This window comes from Pseudomarimonas arenosa, assembly GCF_014841215.1.
GTDB lineage: Bacteria > Pseudomonadota > Gammaproteobacteria > Xanthomonadales > Xanthomonadaceae > Pseudomarimonas > Pseudomarimonas arenosa.
In genome coordinates, this window is record NZ_JACYTR010000012.1 from 76,026 (window position 1) to 100,891 (window position 24,866).

The 24,866-nt window shown below is 63.5% G+C and carries 15 protein-coding genes; 11 read left to right on the forward strand and 4 right to left on the reverse strand.

The annotated features are described in order from the left end of the window. Positions 1-95 precede the first annotated feature (95 nt). The 3 genes from IFO71_RS08550 to IFO71_RS08560 all read left to right on the forward strand — a co-directional run bounded on the left by IFO71_RS08550 (position 96) and on the right by IFO71_RS08560 (position 3,661). Positions 96-1,007 carry an AEC family transporter gene (locus IFO71_RS08550; protein ID WP_192029182.1) on the forward strand — a complete coding sequence of 304 codons (912 nt, stop codon included), beginning with the start codon at positions 96-98 and terminating at the stop codon, positions 1,005-1,007. A gap of 10 nt (positions 1,008-1,017) precedes the next feature. Next, positions 1,018-2,730 carry a gamma-glutamyltransferase gene (gene ggt, locus IFO71_RS08555; RefSeq protein WP_425502885.1) on the forward strand — a complete coding sequence of 571 codons (1,713 nt, stop codon included), beginning with the start codon at positions 1,018-1,020 and terminating at the stop codon, positions 2,728-2,730. Between the two features lie 496 nt (positions 2,731-3,226). Beyond that, entirely contained in the window at positions 3,227-3,661 is a 435-nt protein-coding gene (locus IFO71_RS08560) for a VanZ family protein (RefSeq protein WP_484573325.1), read from the forward strand. A gap of 117 nt (positions 3,662-3,778) precedes the next feature. On the opposite strand, the gene IFO71_RS08565 is transcribed toward IFO71_RS08560, so the two are convergent. Beyond that, a complete protein-coding gene (locus IFO71_RS08565; RefSeq protein ID WP_192029185.1) occupies positions 3,779-5,488 on the reverse strand; it encodes a cyanophycinase in 1,710 nt (569 codons plus the stop codon). A gap of 388 nt (positions 5,489-5,876) precedes the next feature. Between IFO71_RS08565 and IFO71_RS08570 the strand changes: the two genes are divergently transcribed. From IFO71_RS08570 to iadA, 3 genes are all read left to right on the forward strand, one after another. Then, positions 5,877-8,666, forward strand: coding sequence for a TonB-dependent receptor plug domain-containing protein (locus tag IFO71_RS08570; RefSeq protein ID WP_192029187.1), 2,790 nt, complete (start codon positions 5,877-5,879; stop codon positions 8,664-8,666). A gap of 595 nt (positions 8,667-9,261) precedes the next feature. Further along, positions 9,262-10,677, forward strand: coding sequence for a putative basic amino acid antiporter YfcC (gene yfcC, locus IFO71_RS08575; protein ID WP_192029189.1), 1,416 nt, complete (start codon positions 9,262-9,264; stop codon positions 10,675-10,677). A 12-nt stretch (positions 10,678-10,689) separates the two neighbouring features. Then, positions 10,690-11,826 (forward strand): beta-aspartyl-peptidase, encoded by a 1,137-nt coding sequence (gene iadA / locus IFO71_RS08580; protein WP_192029191.1) that lies wholly within the window; start codon positions 10,690-10,692, stop codon positions 11,824-11,826. A 114-nt stretch (positions 11,827-11,940) separates the two neighbouring features. On the opposite strand, the gene IFO71_RS08585 is transcribed toward iadA, so the two are convergent. Then, positions 11,941-13,206: a cation:proton antiporter gene (locus IFO71_RS08585; protein ID WP_192029192.1), complete on the reverse strand. Its 1,266-nt coding sequence runs from the start codon at positions 13,204-13,206 to the stop codon at positions 11,941-11,943. Between the two features lie 118 nt (positions 13,207-13,324). Between IFO71_RS08585 and IFO71_RS08590 the strand changes: the two genes are divergently transcribed. The 4 genes from IFO71_RS08590 to IFO71_RS08605 are packed head-to-tail and all read left to right on the forward strand — an operon-like array spanning position 13,325 to position 20,152. Continuing rightward, a complete protein-coding gene (locus IFO71_RS08590) occupies positions 13,325-16,657 on the forward strand; it encodes a sensor histidine kinase (protein WP_192029194.1) in 3,333 nt (1,110 codons plus the stop codon). After that, positions 16,650-17,897 carry an HD-GYP domain-containing protein gene (locus tag IFO71_RS08595; RefSeq protein ID WP_192029196.1) on the forward strand — a complete coding sequence of 416 codons (1,248 nt, stop codon included), beginning with the start codon at positions 16,650-16,652 and terminating at the stop codon, positions 17,895-17,897. The genes IFO71_RS08590 and IFO71_RS08595 overlap by 8 nt, the downstream gene beginning before the upstream one ends. Continuing rightward, the gene (locus tag IFO71_RS08600; protein WP_192029198.1) at positions 17,897-19,225 is read left to right on the forward strand and encodes a putative bifunctional diguanylate cyclase/phosphodiesterase; all 1,329 of its coding nucleotides are present in this window, start codon (positions 17,897-17,899) and stop codon (positions 19,223-19,225) included. The genes IFO71_RS08595 and IFO71_RS08600 overlap by 1 nt, the downstream gene beginning before the upstream one ends. Before the next feature lie 3 nt (positions 19,226-19,228). Then, positions 19,229-20,152, forward strand: a complete 924-nt coding sequence (locus tag IFO71_RS08605) for a glutaminase (RefSeq protein WP_192029200.1) — start codon at positions 19,229-19,231, stop codon at positions 20,150-20,152. Positions 20,153-20,159: 7 nt separating this feature from the next. On the opposite strand, the gene IFO71_RS08610 is transcribed toward IFO71_RS08605, so the two are convergent. After that, positions 20,160-21,863: a SulP family inorganic anion transporter gene (locus tag IFO71_RS08610; protein ID WP_192029202.1), complete on the reverse strand. Its 1,704-nt coding sequence runs from the start codon at positions 21,861-21,863 to the stop codon at positions 20,160-20,162. A gap of 196 nt (positions 21,864-22,059) precedes the next feature. Continuing rightward, positions 22,060-23,808 carry an ABC transporter ATP-binding protein gene (locus IFO71_RS08615; RefSeq protein ID WP_192029204.1) on the reverse strand — a complete coding sequence of 583 codons (1,749 nt, stop codon included), beginning with the start codon at positions 23,806-23,808 and terminating at the stop codon, positions 22,060-22,062. Between the two features lie 262 nt (positions 23,809-24,070). Here IFO71_RS08615 and IFO71_RS08620 point away from each other — a divergent pair, with 262 nt between their 5' ends. Next, positions 24,071-24,631, forward strand: a complete 561-nt coding sequence (locus IFO71_RS08620) for a pseudouridine synthase (protein WP_192029218.1) — start codon at positions 24,071-24,073, stop codon at positions 24,629-24,631. Positions 24,632-24,866: the final 235 nt, after the last annotated feature.

Sequence of the window (24,866 nt, forward strand, 5' to 3'; positions counted from 1 at the left end):
GGGGCGCGGTTTCACCTCGCTGACGGATGGTTCAGGATGGGGGCGCCGGGCCTCGGTTGTTATAGTCAACCGCCCTCCCACCGACGATCGACGACGTGGCCATCGACGCCTTCTTCCTGATTGGTCTGATGATGGCGCTCGGCTATGCCTTCGGTCGCTGGCGCCTGCTGCCTGCCAACAGTGCAGAGGCGCTGAACCAGTTCGCCTTGAACGTCTGCCTGCCGGCGGCGGTGTTGCGCTTTGCCTCCCAGCTCAGTCTGGATAGCAGCTTGCTGGCCCTGATTGCGGTGCCCTGGTTGTTGTTGCTGGCCAGTGTGCCCCTGGTGGCCCTGATCGCACGCTGCTTGAAGCTGGATGACAGCGAGCGCGCGGTCCTGCTGCTCTGCGTTCCGCTCGGCAATACGTCCTTTCTCGGCTATCCCCTGGTCGAGGCCTTTCTCGGCAAGCAGGGGCTGCCGTTTGCCGTGGCCTATGACCAGTTCGGTAGCTTCATTGCGCTCAGTACCTATGGGCTGTGGATACTGGCGCGCTACGCCGGCAGTGAGCGTCCAAGCACCGCCCTGGTGCTGGGCAAGATGCTGCGTTTTCCGCCCTTTCTGACCTTGATTGTCGCGCTGACCGTGATGCCGGCCGAGCCGCCGTCCATGGTGGCTAATCTGCTGGAGCGGCTGAGTGACGCTCTGTTGCCGATCGTCACCTTGGCGATCGGCCTGCAGCTGCGCTTTCGGGTGCCGGCGCGCGAACGCGCGCCACTGCTGCTTGGCCTCACAGCCAAACTGCTGGTGTTGCCCTTGCTGGCCCTGCTGTTGGCTGCCCTGTTCGGCATGGACAGCCTGATGCGCAATGCCGTGGTGCTGGAAGCAGCGATGGCGCCGATGATCACGGCCAGTGCACTGGCCATCTCGCATCGTTTGGCACCGGGCCTGGCAGCGGCTATGGTGGGTTTTGGCATTCCGGCCTCGCTGGTCACCTTGCTCGGCTGGCGGGCCCTGCTCAACGTGTTGTAGGAGATCTGCGATGAAACCGACTGTGTTGGGTGCGAGCCTGCTGGTATTGGCCGCTACCATCAGCTTCAGCGTGGAGGGAGTCGCCATGGATCGTGTTACCGGCCGTGAGTTTGCTACCCGCTCGGAAGTGATTGCGCCGCATGCCATGGCGGCCACTTCGCACCCGCTCGCCACCCAGATCGCCCTCGATGTACTGAAGGCCGGCGGCAGCGCAGTGGATGCGGCGATTGCCGCCAATGCGGCCCTGGGTCTGATGGAGCCGACCGGCAATGGCATCGGCGGTGATCTGTTTGCCATCGTCTGGGATCCGAAAACCCAGAAGCTGCATGCTTATAACGGCTCCGGGCGCTCGCCGCAGGCGCTTAGCCTGCAGTGGTTTCAGGACAACGGCTATCAGGACATTCCGCCACATGGTCCGCTGCCGGTCACCGTGCCCGGTGCGGTCGATGGCTGGTTTGCCCTGCACGACAAGTTCGGCAAGCGCAAGATGTCCGACAACCTGGCGCCGACCATCCGCTATGCCCGCGAAGGACATCCGGTGCACGAGTTGATCGCCTACTACTGGAATCGCTCGGTGCCGGTGCTGTCGAAGTGGCCGGGCTTTGCCGAGCAATTCACCGTCGACGGCCGCGCCCCGCGCAAGGGTGAGCTGTGGAAGAACCCGAATCTGGCCCGCACTCTGGAGAAGATTGCCAAGGGCGGCCGCGATGCCTTCTACAAGGGCGAGATTGCCAGGCAGATCGATGCCTACTTCAAGGCCAATGATGGATTTCTGAGTTATGAGGATCTGGCCGCTCACCAGGGCGAATGGGTGGCGCCGGTCAGCGTCAACTACCGCGGGGTCGACGTCTGGGAGCTGCCGCCGAACGGGCAGGGCATCGCTGCGCTGCAGATGCTGAACATTCTTGAAGGCTTCGATTTCAGCCGGATTGCCTTTGGCAGTGCCGAGCACGTGCATCTGTTCGTTGAGGCAAAGAAGCTGGCTTTCGCCGATCGGGCGCGCTGGTATGCCGATCCGGCTTTTGCTCCGGCGCCGCTGGAACAGCTGTTAAGTGAACGCTACGCCAGTGAGCGCCGTGCATTGATCAATCCGACTCGGGCCGCCAAGGCGGTGGATGCCGGAGCTAAGTTGAATCAGGGCGACACCATCTACCTGACCGTCGCCGATGGCGAGGGCATGATGGTGAGTCTGATCCAATCCAACTACCGCGGCATGGGCTCGGGCATGGCGGTGCCGGGACTTGGCTTTATCTTTCAGGATCGCGGCGAACAATTCGTGCTGAAGGCAGGTCACCCGAACAGCTTCGCGCCCGGCAAGCGGCCCTTCCACACCATCATCCCCGCCTTTATTACCAAGGACGGCAAGCCTTGGGTGAGCTTTGGCCTGATGGGCGGTGCGATGCAGCCGCAGGGCCATGTGCAGATCGTGATGAACCTGGTCGATTTCGGCATGAACCTGCAGGAGGCCGGCGACGCCCCGCGCATCCACCACGACGGCAGCACCGAGCCGGCCGGCCAGTTGGCCGAAATGCAGGACGGCGGCGTGCTCAACCTCGAAACCGGCTTTGGCTGGGAAGTGATTCGCGACCTGCAGCGTCGCGGCCATAACATCGAGTTTGCCGACGGCGTGTTCGGCGGCTATCAGGCCATCATGCGCGGCGACAATGGGGTGTACTACGGTGCCTCGGAGAGCCGTAAGGATGGACAGGCGGCGGGGTATTGAGTAGCCGGGGTTCGGGATTCGGAGAAGCGTGCTTGCGTCCGCCGATGCAAAGCTGACTCTGAGCAAATCGACCTTCAGCAAGGGGCATCGTGGGGCAAAGCCGCGCCACCCATGCCGGAAATCAACCACTTGCGTGTTCGTTTTCCGCGCGCGCCGTCCGTGGCGCGCAAAATCAGGCTGCTGAAATGAGTCTCAGCAGTCTGCTAACCCGGATATTTCATCAGGGGCGCGGATGATCACCGAGGACTTTGCGTCGAGTGCAAGGCGCGACGAGCCGCGCAGCGGCCGAATGAGGGCCGTGCCAGCGCCGAAAGATCGCCAACACTCTGTTATCTCAACACCATCGGTCGAAACTCTCGCCCCGCTTGGAATTGCCGGATCTTTCGGCGCGACCTCATGAAATATCCCGGCTAGACCTGTGTCGCCGCGGCAGGGCCGGAGCGCTGCAGCCTACTGACACAATCCCTGGTCGAAATCGGCGAATTCCGGCAGGCTTGTGCCGATGAATTCAGTCCCTGACACCCGCCCTGGTCTTCATTTTGCTCGCCTGTGGCAATCACTTGGTCTGCTATGGCTGCTCAGCGGCCTGGTGCTGGCCCTCGTCAAGATGCCGGAGATCGAGTGGACGCCGAACTACTTCGACAAGATCGAACATGCGCTCGGCTTCTGCCTGATGATGCTGTATGCCGGCATGCTGTTTCCGCAGGGACGTCGCTGGGCAGCGCTGGGCCTGCTGTTGTACGGAATCAAGATCGAGTTGCTGCAGATGCTGGTGCCCTGGCGCGGCGCGGAATGGCTCGACCTGGCGGCGGATGTGCTCGGCATTCTGGCGGCATGGTTGCTTCTTAGCACGCCATTGCAGCGGGCGTTGGCGCTGCTGGACGCTGGTTTGGCTCTGCTGTGGCATAGGGTGCTTCGGTCGGGGCGTTAGTCGGCTGGCGTGCGGCGCGAAGGCTGCGCTGTAGGGTTATCCAGAACAATCAATAGGCTCAGCCGGTCGAAGCCCTACAGGCCGGTTGGATGCGTTATAGCTTCCGCTACATGCGCCCTACTGTCCGACCTGCACCTGTTCCTCATCGCACATCGCCGCGAAACTCAGTTCCGCGCCGAGTCGCAGCAGGGTGGGTGGCCGACCCGGTGAATCCCTATGTTGAGTGTCGGCTCGCTGGCTGAAGCTCAGCAGGGCGCCTTCGGCGCGCCAGCTCCAGGCGCGGGCGCCGCTGGCCAGGGGTTGCAGAGCAAGGCGGATGGCGCCTTCGCCAAAGGACGGGTGATCGTTGGCCGGTAGCGGGGCAGCGCTGCTGGGCGGCAGCGGCTGAGTGATGTCGGTCGGCTGCAGGCTGACCGAGTCGGCGGTCCAGCGCAGGCGGGTTCCGGCAGAGAGGTAGTGAGCGCGGCCCTGCCAACGGCCGCAACTGGTGGCTTCGGTTTCGAACAGCCAGGCGCCGGAGCGACCCAATGCGTTCAGCGTCCACGACTGATCAGCGTGTTGAGTCATGGCCACAGCGCTGGTTTCATCGACGCCTATCGCGGCTCGCGCCGGGCCATCGGCCAACGCGCGCATCAGTCGCCATTCGCGTGCGCGTTCGGAGAAGTGGGTGTCCATCAGGAACGGGGCGGCCAGGCCGAGTCCGCCGGCCGGCCAGACCGTAAAGGAATCCTCGTGGAGATCGCCGCAGGCCTTGCTGCGACTGCATCCTGGCTTTGGTGGACGCGCCTGTTGTGGGCCGCGGATCAGGGCCTGCTGCGGGCTGCCGTTGCTGAGCATGCCAGGGCCGGCTTGCACCGCGGTGCCGGCGCTGGTGCCGGCGATCACCAGCTCGCCGCTGGCATGCCGGCGGCGCAGCTCCCTTAGCCATGCGTTTGGTTGGTCGCCTGGTCCAAAGAATGCCGAGCGTAGCTTCCACTGATCGCCGCCGGCGAAGAATACTCCGTGAATATTGGCCGGCACCGAAGCGGCCTGTTCAGATCTGCACCAGGCGTGCTGTTCGGCGACGCGGTCAGGAAACACCGCCGAACGATCCGGCAAACCCAGCAGAGCGGCATGCCGAAGGCCGAGTTGGTCGCAGTCGCGGTCACCGAACACCCGTTCGGCCAGCGCTGCGTCGATCGGCCACCACATCGGTTCGGCGCCGGCTTGAGCCAGGGCGCCCAGGTAGTAGTCGACGGCATCAAACGGGTCGAAGCCGGATGCGGTGACCACCGCGACCCGCGGCGCCTGCTCACCACTGCGCTGTCCTGCGCGGGCGACGAAATCGCGCAGGATTGCCGCTCCCGAGGGGTCGCGGCTGGCCGCCAGCGAAACCCTCTCGGGGATGCGTTTGCCAGCAGCGTCGAACTGACCAAGTTCCAGGCTGGCCAGTACCGCGGCCCGCTGATCGTCATTCATGCGCCGCCAGGCGCAGCGCGGTTCGCGGCAGGCCTGCCACAGCGCCTCATCCAAGGCGGTTGCGTCATGCGGGCCGACGCCGATCGATTGTCGAACGCGGCTCAGCTCCGATTCTAGCGCGCGGTATTGGGTCTCATTGAGTATGGACTTCAGTGCACTTAGCGATGACTTGCGTTGTGTTCTGCTCAGCGAGTAGAGCGAGGCGACGCGACCTGCTGGAGTACTTTTGTCAGCGCAATGGCGTGTTGAGAGGCTGCTGCACAGGTTGAGTGAGCCGCCGGCCAGCACCAGCTCGGGCGGATGCGCCTGTGCATAGGTGAACCAGATAGCTAAGAAGGAACAGTACAGGGTGATTCTTGACGGCGACATGGCAGGCAGGGGTCAGGGGCTCTTTTTCAGGGTTGCCGGAAAACCGCCGAAATTGCCAGTGCCGCTTCGAACAGGCACAAGCGGTCGGTTTCGAGTGCAAGCTCACGAACCGATGACCGGCACTTGACAGGCGACATGGCTCGTTGCAGCTTGTTTACCGCCTCAGTCAGGCACCGTGCTCGACTGGGTTCTCAATCTCGCAAGCCAAAAAGCATGAGCCTTTTCAACGCCAACGAGAACTTCGCGGAGAGCTTCTACCTCTCCGAGTGGTGGGACGAATAAGCCTCCCGCGCTGAGCATTCGCTCGGCTTGCCGGCGTCCGCCGGTTTCCACAACACCTGTTTTCGTTCTCGCCCTCGCGGGTGGGTGCTTGGTATTGGAGTCTCTCATGCGCACCGTGCTTCGTCGCCGGCCGTTGGCCGCTGCCCTTGTGTTTTGTCTTTCCTCTCCACTCCTGCTCGGCTCGGCGCTGGCGCAGTCTTCGTCCGAATCGGATCAGGACAACGCCGCCGAGCTGGACACCATCGTCGTCACCGGCTCGAACCTGAAAGGCATCGATCTGCAGGACGCCCAGCCGGTCAAGGTGTTCGATATCGAAGACATCAAGGCCAGCGGCGCCGTCACCGTGGCTGATCTGCTGGCCGAGGTCAGCCAGGCCGGCGGCGGCACCGGCAATTTTTCCACCGCCAACTCCGGTGCCAAGCAAGGCGATTCACCGGCCGGATTCGCAGGCGTGTCGCTACGCGGTCTGGGTACCGCCAGCACCCTGACCCTGGTCAATGGACGGCGCGTGGCGGTTGCTTCATTCGCCAATGGCTCGGAGAACTTTGTCGACATCAATGCCATTCCACTGGCCGCGGTCGACCGGGTCGAAGTGCTCACCACCGGCGCATCAGCGGTGTACGGCGCCGATGCCGTGGCCGGGGTGGTGAACTTCGTGCTGCGCAAGGATTTCGAGGGGCTGCGTCTGTCCGGCAGCTATGCCGACTCGGCGGCCAGCAGCGATGAAGGTCGCTACAACGCCAACCTGGTCTGGGGTCGCAGCGGCGAACAGAGTCGTGCGATGTTGATCGTCGATGCCTACAAGCGCAACGCGTTGTACGACCGCGATCGGCCGATTTCCGCGGTCGAGCCGCGACCCTCACAGCAGGGCATCTACCCCAGCTTTAACGATCTGTTTGCCCAGGATATCGATTTTGTCGAGGCCAGCTGCCCCGATGGGCAGCGCTACGACGGCCGTCCCGGCTTTCCCGCCAGCCGTTTCGGCGAGTATTGCGAGCTGAATCGCAATGCCTTTACTGCCAGCAATCCGGAGGAGGAGCGGTTGGGTCTGTATGCCACCTTTGGTTATCACTTCAATGAGCAACTGGAGTGGTTCGGCGAGTTGGCCGTGCAACGCAATGAGTCGCGGGCCAACTCAGAGCCGGCGCCGTGGAGCCAGGAAGAAATCGATTTCCATCACCCGGGCATGCCCACGGCCCTGCGTCAGCGCCTGCTCGATGCCGGTGTCGACCCGGATTTCAGCATCTTTGGATGGGGGCGCTTTCCCGATCCGCGCACGATTGAAGTCGAGACCCGCAACTGGCGACTGGTCAGTGGCCTATCCGGTGTGGTCGGCGATTGGACCTGGGACAGCGCGCTGAATGTCGCCCGCAGCGATTCCGAGCAGCGGGCGATCGCCGGCATCTACAATGTCGAGCGCTTCCGCGCCGCCCTGCTTGGCCAGCTCTGCGCCGATGGCTCGATAAATTGTTCGCCGGACAATGGCGGCGTGTACTACAACCCGTTCAATGGCCAGACCGAGAACAGCGCCGAGGTTCTGGGCCTGCTACGCGAGCGGGTGCCGCGCGCGGGTGAGTCCAAGCTCTATGGTTGGGATATGAAGTTCGCCGGTGATCTGGGTGAAGCGCCGGCCGGCCCGATCGCCTGGGCCTTCGGTGCCGAGCTGCGACGCGAGGAAGTGCGCGACGACCCCTCGCCGCTGGCCACCGCTGACCCGATCAGCGGCGAGGTGCCGGTGTACGGATTCGGCTCGACCGCCGTGGCGGCCAGCCGCAATCAATGGGCGGTGTTTGCCGAAACCCTGATTCCCCTGCATGACAGCTTCGATCTGCGCCTGGCCGGGCGCTACGACCACTACGATGATTTCGGCGGTGACTTCAATCCAGCCGCCAGTTTCCGCTGGCAGGCGCATGAGTCGATCGTGGTGCGCGGTGGCTGGAACAGTTCGTTCCGCGCTCCCTCGCTGGCGCAGAGCGGCGCCGGCACCACCCTCAGTTCCGGCGCCTTGCCCTGTGCTGACGGCAGCGAATTCTTCGACAGTTTCTGCGATGGCTTTGCCGAGGATGATTTCTACCTCAGCGAGATCTATGGCAATCCGGATCTCAAGGCGGAAACCTCGGAGGCCTGGAATCTGGGCGCGGTATTCCAGTTGGGTGACTCCACCACCCTGACCTTCGATTGGTTCAACTTCGAGCACGAAAATCTGGTCGATATCGACGCCAATGAGCTGTTCCGCCGGGCCCTGCTCGACCCTTCCCTGGTCGTGGCGCGTGGAGAGCTCGGGCCCGGCCAGATCGGTATCGAAACCCGCAACGGCACGATCGGTAGCCCGATCGAGGAAATCCATCTCAATCTGATCAATGTCGGCGTACAGAAGACCGATGGCCTCGACATTTCGCTGGAGCACCGCCTGGAACCTGCCGAGCTCGGCGCTTTCACCCTGTTCTTCGACGCCACCTGGACACACAGCTTCCAGCGCTCGGAAAGCTGCGGTGATGATGTCAGCGGCGGCCGACGTGGCGTGGGCCTCTGCCGCAACGGTGTTCGCCTGGTGGAACGGGTAGATGAGTTCCGTTATCCCGAATGGCTGGCGGTGGCCGGAATCAAGTGGCGCTATCAGGATTACACCACGCGCCTGTGGGCCGACTACACCGATAGTTACTACGATGACGATCAGCGTGACGGCGTGCCGGCAGGGCGGCGGATTTCCTCCTGGACCGTGCTGCATGCCAGCCTGACCTGGGATATTGGCGAGAATGCGTTCACCAGCCTCACCGTGCGCAATCTGGCTGATCGCGATCCGCCGCGGGCGCTGGGCTCGGCGACCAACTTCGACGAGTTCAACCACGACAGCCTGGGGCGCTGGTTCCAACTCAGCTATACGCATCGGTTCTGATGGGTGAGTCCTTCATCAGTGGATGGGTGACCTATCGATTCGCCGAGGCCGCGCCTTGCTCCCCTGCCCAGGGGCCTCGCATAGCGAGGTTCCTGGGTAGATCGATGCGCACTGATTTTCGCGCGCCGGCGGGTGCCCCGGAACTCCCTCCCCGATGTTCGGGGAGGGCCGGGGTGGGGTTAGGGAGCCGATCTTCTACTGCCCAGGGGCCTCGCATGGCGAGGTTCCTGGGTAGATCGATTCGCACTGGTTTTCGCGCGCCGACTGGTGCCCCGGAACTCCCTCCCCGATGTTCGGGGAGGGCCGGGGTGGGGTTAGGGAGCCAGTCTTTGCCTGCCCAGGGGCCTCGCATAGCGAGGTTCCTGGGTAGATCGATGCGCACTGATTTTCGCGCGCCGGCTGGTGCCCCGGAACTCCCTCCCCGATGTTCGGGGAGGGCCGGGGTGGGGTTAGGGAGCCGATCTTCTACTGCCCAGGGGCCTCGCATGGCGAGGTTCCTGGGTAGGGGCTTCAAATCGCTATTCCACCGACATCGGGCTGTCGCCATGCGTCACCATTGTGTCGAACTCCGTGTTCGACCACCGAGGACTAGTTGATGAATACGTCCGACCAAGCCTCCAAGACGCCGCACACCTTGCTGATTCTGCTGGCAGGCTGTCTGCTGGTGGCCTTGCTAGCGCCGTGGCTTCCGGCCGGTGAGTTCTTGCCCGATCAGCCGATTGCGCTGGAGAGTTATCGCCACAGCGGGCAGCGCGTTGCCACCACCCTGTTTGCCGCCGACGACAGCCAGGCCGGCCTGATCAATGCCCTGTTTGAGGGTTTCACCTCGGGCGACCGCTCCAGCGCCGCGATCGGGGTAATTGCCTTTGTGCTGCTGGTCGGTGGCGCGTTTGGCGTGGTCCGTGCCAGTGGCGCGATGGATCGCGCGGTGTTGCGGCTGGCTGATCGCGCCGAGCGTTCGCCGCGCCTGCTGCTGGCCGCCTTGTTCATTGCCTTTTCCCTTGGCGGTGCGGTGTTTGGCATGGGCGAGGAAACGATTGCGTTTCTTGCGCTGCTATTGCCCCTGTTGCTGCGCCTTGGCCTTCCGGCGGAAGTCGGTGTCATGGTGACCTATATGGCGAGTCAGATCGGCTTTGCCACCTCCTGGATGAACCCGTTCAGCGTCGCTGTGGCGCAGGGCATTGCCGGACTGCCGCTGCTCTCCGGTGCGCCGCTGCGGATAGTCATGTATGTCTGCTTCGTCGCCATCTCACTCGGCTTTGTACTGTGGTATGCCAGTCGGCACCGCCAGACGATTGCAAGTGCGCAGCAGGAGATCAGCGAACAGCGGGGCTTGCCGCTTCAGGGCTGCGACTGGATCATCCTGTTAAGTGTGCTGGCCACCGTGATCTGGATCATCTGGGGTGTGGTGGCGGGTGGCTACTATATCCCGCAGATTGCCAGCCAGTTCGTCGCACTCGGCCTGGTGGCCGGTCTGGTGGCGGTGCTGAGTGGACGGATTCGCGCCAACGAGGCGGCCGAGGCCTTCGTGCGTGGAGTGCAGGATCTGATCCCCGCCGCCCTGGTGATCGCCATGGCCAAGGGCCTGCTGTATCTGCTTGGCGGCAGCGATCCGCATCAGCCCTCCCTGCTTAACAGTCTGCTTCACAGCATGGGCAGCCTGCTGCAGGGCTGGCCAGAGCTGGCCGCTGCCGAGGGCATGCTGCTGGTGCAGAGCATATTCAATTTCTTCGTCACCTCGGGCAGTGCTCAGGCGGCGATCACCATGCCCTTGATGGCCGGGTTGGGTGATCTGGTCGGGGTCAGTCGTCAGGTATCGGTGCTGGCCTTTCAGCTCGGCGACGGCCTGACCAACCTGGTGGTGCCGACCTCGGCGGCGTTGATGGGCGCGCTCGGCGTAGCCGGCGTGCCCTGGCCGCGCTGGGTTGCGCTGATCTGGCGTTTTCAACTGCTGTTGATGGGCCTGGCCGCCAGCGCCGTGGCGATCGCCGTACTGACTGGATTTCAATGAATGGACGCAAGCATGCATCTGATTCGTGGCGCCGAGCTGTTCGCGCCCGGACCCTTGGGGAAACGCGATGTGTTGATCGGCGGCGGCAAGATCCTGGCCATCGACCAGCGGTTGGATAGCGCTGCCCTGGGTCGGCGAGTGGCGCTGATCGAGGCCGAAGGCCTGCGCCTCCTGCCCGGTCTGGTCGACAGCCTGGTGCATATCTCCGGCGGCGGAGGTGAGGGCGGCTTTGCCAGTCGCAGCCGGCCACTGCAGGCCGAGCATGCCTTGCGCGGCGGCGTTACCAGCTTGATCGGCGCGCTGGGCACCGATGATGTGACCCGCAGTCTGGCTGATCTGCTGGCCTGTTGCCGCAGCCTCACCGAGCACGGGCTGAGTGCCTATGCCCTGAGCGGTTCCTATCATCTGCCCTTGCGCACATTGACCGGACGTTTGCGCGACGATCTGGTGCTGATTCCGGATCTGATCGGGGTCGGCGAGATCGCCATTGCTGATCATCGTGGCTCGCAGCCCACGGTGGCCGAACTGGCGCGGATTGCCGCCGAAGCCCGGGTCGGCGGCATGCTGGCCGGCAAAGCCGGCACGGTGTTGATCCACCTCGGTGATGCCGAGGATCGGCTGACCCTGCTCGAGGCGGTGGTGGAACAGCATGCGGTGAGCCGTACACAGTTTCTGCCGACCCACTGCAATCGATCGCGCGCACTGCTGGATCACAGCAAGGACTGGCTGTGTGCCGGCGGCTACGTCGACCTGACCTGCTCGACCACCGAGCAATTGCTGGCTGACGGTGAAGTGCCGGCCGCGCAGGCCTTGTTGGAACTGCTGGATCAGTGCGACGGCGCCGGGCAGGTTAGTCTCAGTTCGGACGCCCAGGCCAGTCTGCCGCAGTTCGACGCCGAAGGTCGCCTGCTGCATATGGCCGAGGCCGACATCGGCAGTCTGCTGGCGACGCTGCAGCACGCCTGGCAGCTACGACCGGAACGGTTCAGTGAGATCCTGGCTGCAGCCACCTCAACGCCGGCGACGATCTGGGGTCTGTCGAGCAAGGGCAGGATTCGGGTGGGCGGCGATGCCGATCTGCTCTTGCTCGATGGAAGGGACAATACGCTGCGCGCGGTGGTTGCCGGCGGGCGTTATTCTCGGTTCTAGCCCGGATATTTCCTGCGGTCGCGCCGAAAGACACCGCCGGCCCAGGCACAGCAACGACAGGCTGCATGCTGGGTTGTGGGCGCACCCTATGGTTAAGTACGCGCCCGCGCGTCTTCAATGCGTTCGCTGGCCGTCGTCGCTGGCCTTCGCGGCCCCACTCATCGCCACCACCTTGCCCAGTGTCAGGCCCTGCACCAGGATCGAGAACACCACCACGCAATAGGTCACGGTGACGATCAGGTTGCGTTCCGGGCCGGGCGGCAGGCTGAGGGCGAGGGCAACCGAAATGCCGCCGCGCAGGCCACCCCAGACCAGCACCTTGAGCGTGCCGGGAGGGAAACTACGAGTTAGCGCCAGCAACTTGATCGCCGGGCCGACGCTGAGCAGGCGGCCGAGCAGGACGATCGGGATGGCCAGCAGGCCGGCGGCAAGATAGCCGGGTTCGGCGGTGATCAGCAGGATCTCGACGCCGATCAGCACGAACAATACCGCGTTGAGGATCTCGTCGATCAACTCCCAGAATTTGTCGACATGCTCTTCGGTGACCTTGCTCATGGCGCTGGCGCGGCCCTGGTTGCCGATCAACAGGCCGGCAATCACAATGGCGATCGGTGCCGACAGATGCAGGGCCGCCGCCGCGGCATAGCCGCCCATGGCCGCGGCCAAGGTGAGCAGCACTTCGACCTGATAATTGTCGACCTGGCGCATCATCCAGTTCACCAGCAGGCCAAGGGCAAACCCGAACAGAGCGCCGCCGATTGCCTCCTTGGCAAACAGGCCGAGCGCATGGCCGACACTGAGCTCCTCGCCACCTGCATAGACGCCGAGCAGGAGTAGGAATACCACCACGCCGACTCCGTCGTTGAACAGCGATTCGCCGGTGATCTTGGTTTCCACCTCTTTGTCGATACCGGCCTTGCGCAGAATGGCCAGCACCGCGATCGGATCGGTGGGCGAGATCAGCGCACCGAACAGCAGGGCCGCCATCCACGGCAGTTCCAGACCGAACAGGCCAAAGCCAAACTTGGTCAGGCAGCCGATGATCAGGGTCGATGCGATCACCCCAATGGTGGCCAGGGTGCCGATCACCCAGCGCTGCTTGGCCAGATCATCCAGTTTCACGTGCAGGGCGCCGGCAAACAACAGCACGCTGAGCATGCCCTGCATCAACAAGGTGTTGAAGTCGATCCCGGCCAGCGCACGCTCGACTCGGAAGGCCATGTCGACGCCAAGTTTTTCCAGCCCGATCAGCAGCAGCGAGGCCAGCATGCCCATCACCATGACGCCGATCGTGGTCGGCAGCTTGAAGAAGCGCAGGTTGATCCAGGCGAACACCGCGGTCAGGGTGATCAGCAGGGCGAGCAGGTCGAGTACGAGCATGGGCTGGCCTTTGCGGAATGAGGGCCTGAGCATACCCGAGTCGTGGCGGGGCGCCGCGACTCCCCAATGGCGGGCGATCGCGCTAGCATGAGTTGGCTGTTGGGGGAGCGTCATCGACGTGATCAGAGCCGGTGGATTGGCCGCCAAGATGTGCCGTGCCTTGCTGGGCTGCCTGCTTCTGGCCCCGGCATGGCTGTTGGCCGCTGAGGTGGCTGGTCCGAGCATGGCGCGTTTCATCCGCCTCGATTCACGCAGCGGCCTGAGCCAGGACACGCCGCTGGCCCTGGTGCAGGATCGCCACGGCTTTGTCTGGATCGGCACCCAGGACGGCCTGAATCGCTTTGATGGTCAGCAGGTGCGCGTGCTGCGCGCCGAGCCGGACCAGCCCGGTGGACTGAAATCGAGCTGGATCACTGCGCTGGTCTACGATCGGCAACAACGGCTATGGGTTGGCAGTCATCGCGGTGTGCATCGCTACGACGAAGCGCAGGACCGTTTTCAGCACTACGATCTGGCACCCGGCCATTCGGGCGGCGACACCATCTATACGCTGTACCTTGATGTTCAGGGCGAACTGTGGGTGGGCAGTGACGCTGGGCTGTCGCGCTATCAAAGGGATAGCGATACCTTCACCACCTATTCCGCCACAGGTGAAACGCTGGCCGACTTTGGTGCGGGTCAGGTTCGCGCCATTGTTCGTCATGGCGAAGACCTGTGGGTGGGCACCACCGCTGGATTGTTCCGCTTTAACATAGAGCTTGAGCAGTTCAATGCGGTCGATTCGCTGGGCTCGCTGGTGATCAATGCGCTGAGCGTGGATCGGTCCGGTGTGTTGTGGGTTGGCTCAGACCAGCAAGGCCTGTTGCGCTTTGCGCCGGATCGCGCCGAGGCGCAGAAGGTGGAACTCGAACACCCGCGGGTGCATGCCCTGTTACTCGATAGTTCGGGGAGTCTATGGGTGGGGGGCGAGCAGGCGGCCTATCGGCTGCGGCCTGAGCGGCCGCTGACTCAGCCAATAGAGCGCTATGCCCACCGCGAGCGCGACCCCTTCAGTATCGGCCGCGGACGGGTACCTAGTTTTCTCGAAGCCAGGGACGGCAGCTTCTGGATCGGCGCCTGGGAGGGCGGGGTCAGTTGGACCGATGCGCGTTTCAATACGGTACGCAGCCTGACGCTGGAGAACCAAGGGCTGGGCGCACTGAGCGATCCGCGGGTGCTTGCCGTGGCCAGCGAAGGCGAGAATTTCTGGCTCGGCACCGCCGATGCGGTGGCACGCTACGAGCCCGGCAGCGGCGAACTGCAGCCCCTGCCGTCGACCCGTGGCATGTTCACCTTCACCCTCTTGGTAAGGCCTGATGCGCTGTGGATCGGCAGTGGTCTTGGCGTGTACCGCTTCGATCGCCAGACCGAACAATTGAGCCGGCAGGATCTTCACCCGGACGTCAATCAGGCACGTATTCGCCGCATGATGCTGGACGGCGATCGCTTGTGGGTTTTTGCCGAGCTGGCCGGTCTGTACGTATTCGATCTGAGCAGTGGCGAGCTGATCCAGCGGCATCGCTTTGTTGGCAACGTCTACTACATCAATCGGCTCGATCAGGAGCGAGTACTGGCCACCGCCAGCGATGGGCTGCACTGGTTCAGTCGCGATGGCAGGCAGCGCCTGCATCAACAGGAGATCGGCAATGGCTCGGGGCTGCAGCGGCTGCCGGCGCCGATCAGCGGTTATGTGCGGGATTCGCGCGGCCGACTGTGGCTGGCGAGCTATGGCGCCGGTGGTTTCGAGATGCGTGAACCACGCGCGGGCGATGCCGCCAGCGCTGAGTTTCATCCGATCCCGGCACTGCAGAGCCTCAGCAACCAGGGTGTCAACAGCCTGCAGGTTGACGCTCAGGATCGTCTCTGGCTGGCCACCGACCGGGGCATCTCCCTGTTCGATCCGGCGCTGGATGAGGTGCGCAATCTAGATGATGTGGATGGTGCCCTGGTGCGCGGTTACTACTTCTCCGCATCAGCGCAGGCCCCGGCGGGACTGCTGGCCTTTGGCAGCAAGGAAGGGCTCAGCTTGCTCGACACCCGCGACTCGATTGAACATGTACGTCCACCGTCACCCTTGCTCACCGGGGTATCGATCAGCAATCAGTGGCAGCAGGTGCAATCGCGCATGCCGGAATCGGTGCTGCCGCAGGCGCCGTTCCTGCTCGATCAGATCGGGCTCAGGCCCGGCATGGGCCGTAGCATTGGCTTTCGCTTTGCCAGCCCGGCCTATACCGAAGGCCGTCGACTTCGCTACCTGTATCGGCTCGATGGCTTCGACACCGAGTGGGTCAAGCTGGAGGTCGGGCGGCGCGAAACCGGCTACACCAATCTGCCGCCCGGCGACTATCGCTTGCGCATCAAGGCTGAAAGCGGGTGGGGCGAGCGCAGCGCCGAAACCGCCGTGTCGTTCAACATCGCCCCGTATTGGTGGCAGACCTGGTGGAGCCGGGTGTTGTGGGTCTTGCTATCGGTTGGCGTGATACTCGGCCTGCTGCGCTGGCGCATGGCCCGATTGCGGGCGGTGCGCGTCCTGCTCGAACAGCAGGTCAGGGAACGCACGTTGGATCTGGAACGCGCTCGTCAGCAGGCCGAACGTTCCCTGCGTGATCTGGAGGTTACGCAGGAGGAGCTGGTGCGTTCAGAAAAGCTCTCCGCCCTGGGCGGCCTGGTGGCCAGCGTGGCGCATGAGGTCAATACGCCGCTGGGCGTGGCCCTGACCGCCAACAGCCATCTGGGCGACCGCGTGCGGCAGCTGGAAAAGGCCTACCTCGGCGGTCAAATGGCGCGTAGCGATCTGTCGCGCTACATCGATGCGGCAAAGGAAGGCGCGGATATGATCCAGCGAAACCTGGAGCGTGCCGCCGGTCTGATCAGCAGTTTCAAACGGGTGTCGGCCGACCGCAGTTCTGATGAGCGGCGCCGCTTTGATCTGGCTCAGGTGCTCGATGAGCTGCTGCAAAGCCTGAAGCTGCTGTGGAAGCGGCGTTCCATCGTGTTGGAGATCGACTGTCCGCCGGGCATCCAGATGGACAGTTTTCCCGGCGCACTGGGGCAGATTCTGACCAATCTGGCGCAAAACGCGGTACTGCATGCGTTTTCCGGGCGTGACGCCGGCCTGATGCAGATCAAGGTGGTGAAGGTAGATGATAAGAACATCGAGCTGCGCTTCAGCGACAACGGCATCGGCATCGCCGACGAGCACCTGAAGCACATCTTCGAGCCGTTCTATACCACCCGCCGCGATCAAGGTGGCACCGGCCTTGGACTGCACATCGTGCACAATCTGGTCAAGCAGGTGCTGGCCGGGCGTGTCACGGTGTCGAGCGAGCTCGGCAAGGGCACCGAGTTCGTGATCGAGTTGCCGACCGTTGCCCCGCACAGCGAGTCCCTTTCGGAGCCGAGCCATGGCTGAGGGATTGCATGAAATCAGAGTCAGCGTGCAGGGCTTGAAGCTGGGCATGTTCGTCTGTCGACTCGATCGCCCCTGGCTGGAGGCCAAGGTGCTGATGCAGGGTCTGATGGTTGCCGACGAGGCAACCCTGCGCCATCTGCAGCAGGTCTGCCGCTATGTCTATGTCGATATCTTGCGCGGCGAGGCGCCGGATCTGCGCTACGTTGAGTACGGCGAGTCCGACCTGGTGCAGAACGAGCGCGGCAAGCAGGAGGTGGCGGCGCTACGCAAGACCACCTGGGAAGTGCAACAAAGTGTTGCGCAGGAGCAGAAGCAGGCCGAACAGGCGTTTGTCGATGCCCAATCCAGTGTCGATCAGATGATGCTCGATCTGCAGCAGGGCAATCGGCTCGATCTGAAGAAGTTGCGGCATGGTGTCACCGCCATGGTCGATTCCATTCTGCGCAATCCTTCGGCCTTGATCTGGGTGCGCGAGATTCGGCGCAGCAACGAGTACGCCTATCAACACGCCATGGGCTGCGCGATCTGGGCCGCCAGCTTTGGCCGCCACCTCGGCCTTGAGCGTGAAGAGCTGCATAACCTGGCCTTGGGTGGCTTGCTGTCTGATGTCGGCAAGACCCGCCTGCCGATGGACCTGCTCTCCAAGCCGCCACCGCTGACCGAGCAGGAGGCCAAATTGGTGCGTGCCCATGTACGGCACAGCCTGGATATCGTGGAATCGATCCCCGGCCTGCATCCGAAAGTGATCGAGATGGTCGCCACCCACCATGAGCGTCACGACGGCAGCGGCTATCCGACCGGCTTGCGGGCCAGCGAAATTCCGATCTTTGGCCGCATCATGGGTATCGTCGACAGTTATGACGCGATGACCTGCGTGCGGCCCTATGCCGAAAGCCGCGCCCCGCATCAGGCCGTGGCTGAGCTGTATACCCACCGCGGCAGTCTGTTCCAGTCCGAACTGGTCGAACAGTTCATACAGAACTGCGGCATTTATCCCACCGGATCCCTGGTCGAGCTAAGCAATGGCGAGGTCGGTGTGATCACTGCGGTACACAGTCTCAAGCGGTTGCGCCCCTGCGTGATGGTGTTGCTGGACAGCGGCAAGCGTCCGCTGGCCAAGTTTCGTTCGGTTGATCTTGAGAAGGTGGAGCTCGATGCTGAGGGGCAGCCGCTTTCGATCCGAAGCGGACTGGCCGCCGGTGCCTATGGCATCGATCCGCACGAGTTGTTTCTCGACTGATGGCCGAACTGGGGCTGCAGGATGAACTGACCGGACTGGCCGCGCGGCGCAGCTTCATTGCCACCGTGCGTCGCCAGGTCACCCTGGCCAATGAGCACCAGCTAGTGCTCGGGCTACTGGTGATCGATATCGACGGATTCGCGTTGATCAACAGCGCCTATGGTTTTGAATTCGGCGATGCGGTGCTGCGGCATGTCGCCGAGCAATTGCGCAAGGTGACACGCAAGCGCGACTACGTCGCGCGCATCGGCGACAACCGCTTCGCGCTGTTGCTGACCCAACTGATGAACCAGGGACACGCCGAGCTGGCGGCGCAGAAAGTGCAGCGTCTGCTTGACCTGCCGTTCGAGCGTGGTGGACAGCGTTTGCGTATCGCCGTCACTGTCGGCGCTGCCCTGTGCCCCGGTCATGCCACCGAATCCGAGCACCTGCTGCGCGTTGCCGAGCGCTACCTGCACGAAGCGCGGCAGCGCGGTCTGCGTTTGCTGTTCCCGCCAGAGCAGATCGAGCTGGAAACGTTGTCGGAGTTCTGGGATATCGAGATCGAGCTGGGCGGCGCCTCGCATCGCGGCGAGCTGCAGATGCACTACCAGCCCAAGTTGTCGCTGCGCGATCTGCGCCCGGTTGGCGCCGAGGCGCTGATGCGCTGGCAGCATCGCAGTCGTGGCATGGTGCCGCCCTCGCTGTTCATTCCGATTGCCGAGAAGACCGGGCAGATCAAGCCGCTCACCCTATGGGCGATGAATACCGCTTTGCGTCATGCCAGCGAATGGCATCATCCGGCCGGCAGCGTATCGGTGGCGGTGAATGTGCCGGCCGAGATGGTGGCGCAGCATGATCTTCCCGACCTGGTCGAGAACGCGCTCTCGCTCTGGGGGAAACCGCATGTTCAGCTGGTGCTGGAGATTACCGAGCGCTCGCTGGTAGCTGACCCGAAGCACAGTTTCAAGATCCTGTCGAGCATTCGCGACATGGGGGTTAAGATATCGATCGACGACTTTGGTACCGGCTATTCCTGCCTGGCCTATTTCAAGGACATGCAAGTGGACGAATTGAAAATCGATCGCAGCTTCGTCGCCAATCTGCTTACCGATCGCGCAGCGGCGGACATCACCAACCTGATCATCGATCTGGCGCATCGCTTTCAGCTCTCGGTGGTGGCCGAGGGCATTGAGGATATGCCGACCCTGGAGGCGCTGAGCGCCGTCCAATGCGACGTGGCGCAAGGCTATCTGTTCGGCAAGGCGATGCGCTCGGAACGATTTGACCAATGGCTGCAGCAGGTCGGCACGCATTGGTCGGCCGATGGCACCGCTGGCGTCGAGTGAACCATGCGCGCGCACGCCGACTTCGATCAGCTGCTGCAGACCATCGTCGACGATCTGGCGCCCGAGCGCGGCGCCGGTGAGCTGGCCGACTACATCGAGCCTCTGCGCCGGGTCGATCCGTTGTCCTTCGGCATGGCGCTGTGCACGGTAGAGGGCGAACTTTACTGCGCTGGCGATGCGACGCAGCGCTTCTCGATCCAGAGCGTGTCCAAGGTGCTGTCGCTGACCCTGGCCATGCAACACGGGCGGCATGATCTTTGGCGCCGCGTGGGTCGAGAACCGTCGGGCAATCGCTTCAATTCCCTGGTGCAGCTGGAGCACGAACGCGGTATTCCGCGCAATCCGTTCATCAATGCCGGTGCCCTGGTGGTCACCGATGTCATCCTGGAGATGCTCAGCGATGCCAAGGCGACCTTGCTCGATCTGGTGCGTGGCGTCGCTGGTGCCGCCGATATCGAATTTGATCGCGAGGTGGCGCGCGCCGAACATGAGACCGGCCATACCAATCGAGCCATGGCCTGGTTCATGAAGAGTTTTGGCAATCTGCAAGGCGACCCCGAAGCCGTGCTGGATGCCTATTTTCACCACTGCGCCCTGTCGATGAGCTGCGTCGAGCTGGCGCGGGCCGGCGTCTATCTGGCCAACGGCGGTTGCACGCCAGAAGGCATGTGTATGTTAAGTCCGGCGCAAACAAAGCAGGTCAATTCGCTGATGTTGACCTGCGGTGCCTACGATGCGGTGGGTGAGTTCGCGTTCAGGGTCGGGTTGCCGGCCAAGTCGGGTGTCGGCGGCGGCATCCTGGCCATCCTGCCAGGACGTTTCAGCGTGGCTGTCTGGTCGCCCGGCCTGGATCGTGCGGGAAACTCGGTGTTGGGTACGATGGCACTGGAGCAGCTGAGCTCGCGTACCGGATGGTCGATATTCTGAGCGCACCTTATTCGAAGCCAGCATCGGGCCGGCCCGCCTGATCCGCCAGTGCCAGGGCGTGCTCAAAATCGTCGGCAAATCCCAGTAGGGCCGGATGCTGATTGATATGCATCGAACCCAGCACGGCGATCGGTTGCGGCGCTGCGCCGCTGAGAATGACCTTGATCGACGAGCGCTGGCAGCGATCGAGGAACTGGCCGATGGCGGTGGCGCCAGAGGCATCGACCAGGGGTACCTGACGCATGCGCAGGATGAACACCCGGGGCGTGTCGGGATACTGATTCAGCACATCGTCGAGTCGGTTGGCAACGGCAAAGAACAATGGGCCGGAGATGCGAAAGGCCGCCACGCCGGGCGGTAGTCGCGCCTGCTGATTGTCGCTGGGGGCACGGCTCAGATCGTCGACATCCTGCTCGACCCAGCGATGCTCGGACTCCATCGATACCACGCCGCTCATGCGATGCATGAACAGGAAGGCCGCCATCACCACACCGACTTCAATCGCCACCGTGAGATCAACTGCGACGGTGAGGGCAAACGTCACCAGCAGCACCGCCGCATCGCCCTTTGGCGACTTCAGCAGCTGGCGGAAGCGATGAATCTCACTCATGTTCCAGGCTACCATCAGCAGCACGGCGGCCAGGGCCGCCAGCGGCACGTAGCGCATCAGTGGTGCCAGCAGCAGCATGAACAGCAGCAGGAACAGCGCGTGCAGCACGCCGGCCATCGGCGTGCGTGCGCCACTGCGGATATTGGTCGCGGTGCGGGCAATGGCGCCGGTGGCCGGCAGGCCGCCGAACAGGGCCGACCCGCAATTGGCCACGCCCTGCGCCACCAGTTCGGCGTTCGAGCGATGCTTGCCACCGGTCATGCCGTCGGCGACCACCGCCGAAAGCAAGGATTCCACCCCGGCCAGAAAGGCGATGGTCAGCGAGGCCGGTAACAGCTCGGCGGTGCGATCGAATGGGATGTGTGGAAATTCAAAGCTCGGCAGCGCTGATGGGATGCTGCCAAACTGGCTACCGATCGTGGCCAGCGGCATATCGAACAGGCTGCATGCCAGCGCGCCGGCCACTACCGCGATCAGCAGGCCTGGCCAATGCGGTCGCCAGCGGCGCAGCAACACGATCAATAGCAGGCAGGCGCCGCAGGTGATCGCCGCCCAGACATTCAGTGAAGGCAGGTGTTCGGCATACACTTCTACACGCTGGATGAACTCGCCCGGCAGCTGGGTGATCGGTAAGCCCAGGGCATCCTTGACCTGGCTCATGAAAATGCTGACCGCGATGCCGGCAGTAAACCCAGTGATCACCGGCTGCGGCATGTACTTCATCAAGGTGCCGAGACGCAGCAGTCCGGCGGCGATCAGCATCAAGCCGGCCAACAGGGTGCACAGGATCAGGCCGCCGTAGCCGTGCTGCTGGATGACGACGAATACGACCGGAATAAAGGCCGCGGTTGGGCCGCCGATCTGCACTCGCGATCCGCCCAGCGCCGAAATCAGAAACCCGGCAATGATGGCGGTATGCAGGCCTTTCTCCGGCGTGGTGCCCGAAGCAATGGCCAGCGCCATCGCCAGCGGCAAGGCCACCACGGCGACGGTGAGTCCGGCCAGGGCATCGGTTTTCAGGCTGTCGACGCTATAGCCACGACGCAGGGTGGTAAACAGTTTGGGAACGAACAAATGCCAGACCGGCGGGTTTGAACTCATAGCGGTAGTGCGCCGATACGAACGCGGCGAAGATCGGATAACACAGCGATTCACTCCTGGCCCGCCCGATGGCGGGTGATTCGATCATCGCGCTGGCCAGGCGCGGCCGCAAGCCTGTTCAGAGCAGGGCGACGGCAGCAGGCAAGCCGTGAGCGGCAGGTCCACGGCAATGCTGGGCCTGGCCCCCCGTCGCAGGTCAGGCCTCGCCGGTCTGTAATCGCCACAACGCCGCGTACTGGCCTTGGCGTGCCAGCAGCGCATCATGAGTGCCGGATTCGACAATCCGGCCCTGTTCCATCACATGGATACAGTCGGCATGGCGCACCGTGGACAAACGGTGCGCTACCACCAGGGTGGTACGCTGACCCGCCGATTGCCGCAGCGAATGCTGGATTGCTGCCTCGGTTTCGTTGTCTACCGCTGAGGTCGCTTCATCCAGCACCAACAGGGACAGCTGGCGATGCAGGGCGCGAGCCAGGGCGATGCGTTGACGCTGGCCGCCACTCAACTCGCTGCCGCGCTCGCCAACCGGCTGCTGATAGCCCTGCGGCAGGGTGCGGATAAAGCGATCGGCCTCCGCCGCGCGCGCCGCGGCTTCGATCCGGGCCGGCTCGGGCTCCGGGTCTCCGTAGGCGATATTGTCGGCCACACTGCCGTCGGTGAGAAAGGCATCCTGCGCCACATAGCCAATGGTTTGCCTGAGCGCGGCGGGGTCGAGCTCGGCGCAATCGATGCCATTGAACAGGACCCGGCCCTGGTCCGGCCTGGCAAAGCCCAGCAGCAATTTGATCAGGCTGGATTTGCCGCTGCCGGTGGCACCGACCAGGGCAATGGTCTGACCAGCTGACACTTCCAGGCTGACCCGATCGACCGCCAGCACTTCGCCATAGCGCAGGCTGATGTGTTCAAAGCGCACTGCCGCTTGAGCTTGCGCCGGCAGCGCTTGCTGGCCGCGGCGCGGCGGCTCGGCATTGAGCAGATCCATCACCCGATTCACCGAGGCCATGGCGCGCTGGTAGAGATCGGTCATATCGGCCAGCCGGGTCAGTGGCCACAGCAAACGCTGGGTTAAGTAGACCAGGGCCGAGTAGCTGCCGACCCCGAGCTCGCCTTGCAGTGTCTTCCAGCCGCCATACAGCAAGGTGGCGACAAAGCCGGCCAGGATGGCCATGCGGATCACCGGGGTGATGGCGGCGGAGAAGCGGATCGCCTCGGCATTGCGCTCGCGGTAGCGGTCGGAGGCCTCGGTCACATGGTTGAGTTCGAACGCTTCGGCGGTGTAGGCCTGAATCGTCGCCATTCCACCAAGATTGTTGTTAAGTCGATCGGATACCGTGGCCGCCGCCTCGCGCGCGGCAGCATAGCGTGGTGCCAATCGCTTCTGGAACCAGAAGGCACCGATCAGGATCAGCGGGATCGGCAGGAAGGCCAGGGCGGCGAGATCGGCGGTGAGCAGGAAGAAGACGGCGCCGACCAGCAGGGATGACACGAACACCTGGATCAGGTCGTTGGCGCCGGTGTTGAGGAAGCGCTCGATCTGGTGCACGTCCTCATTCAACACTGCCAGCAAGCGTCCGCTGCGTGAGCGCGACACGAAGTCGGGCGGCAACTGCTGGATATGGGCGTAGGCGGCGAGGCGCAACTCGTGCTGCAGATCCTGCGCCAGTCCACGCCAGCGCAATGCGTACAGATATTCGAAGCTGCTCTCCAGCACCCAGACCACGATGGTCAGGGCAGTCAGCACCAGCAGCTGGTGCAAGGGGTCGGGCAGGCCGAAACTAGCCAGGAAGCTATCCTGCCGATTCACCACGACATCGACAGCCACGCCGATCAGGATCTCCGGCAGGATGTCGAACACCTTGTTCAGCACTGAATACAGACTGCCGGCCCAGATCTTGCGCCGATGCGGGCGGGCGTAGTTGAGCAGGCGGGAAAGTGGGTGCATGGGGGTTCTCATCGGCAGCCGCCGCGAGAGAATAGCGGATGGTGCATGTCGCGTGAAAATCGTGGCTGCATCCCCCTCTCCCCAACCCCTCCCCCGCCAGGGGGGAGGGGCTATGCTTGGCGAATCACCCATCACCCATCACCCATCACCCATCACCCATCACCCATCACCCATCACCCATCACCCATCACCCATCACCCATCACCCATCACCCATCACCCATCACCCATCACCCATCACCCATCACCCATCCCGGCTCTCCATGCTTATCGCTTTCAACAAGCCGTTCAATGTGCTGTGCCAGTTCACCGATCGCAGCGATCCGCCGCGTCGGACCTTGGCCGAGTTTGGACTGCCGGCCAATGTGTACGCCGCCGGCCGCCTGGATTACGACTCCGAGGGCTTGCTGCTGCTGACCGATGAGGGGGGGCTGGCGCATCGCCTGACCGATCCGAAGCACAAGATCGAAAAGACCTATTGGGTGCAGGTCGAGGGGGCGCCTTCTTCTGAACAGATCGATTCGCTGCGACGTGGCGTGCAGCTGAAAGATGGAATGACGCGGCCGGCCCAGGCGCGGCCGATGGAGGTGCCGGCACTGTGGCCGCGCGATCCGCCGGTGCGTTTTCGCAAGTCGGTGCCCGACGCCTGGTTGGAAATGCGCATCGCCGAGGGTCGCAATCGGCAGGTGCGCCGGATGACTGCGGCGGTTGGGCTGCCGACCCTGCGACTGGTGCGGGTGGCGATTGGCGACTGGGTGCTGGATGAGTTGCAGCCAGGCCGTTGGCGATCGGTCGTCTCCTTGCCAGGGCGGCCGCGGTGCTGATCGCGGCCAGCCGCTCGGGTTCGCTGGCGAAGTCATCACGATCAGCATATTTGGCAGGCTGCTGAGACTCCACCTGTAACTCGTTGATCCTACGCGCCAAACAACTTGTTTGTTCAACGACAGCGGTACGCCGCAGGCGTTCTGACGGCTGTTAGCGTCTTGATGCCCCGCTCACTCGGCCGTCACCCAGGCTTCGCATAGAATCCGCGCCCACTCGGCGCGCTGTATGCCGCGC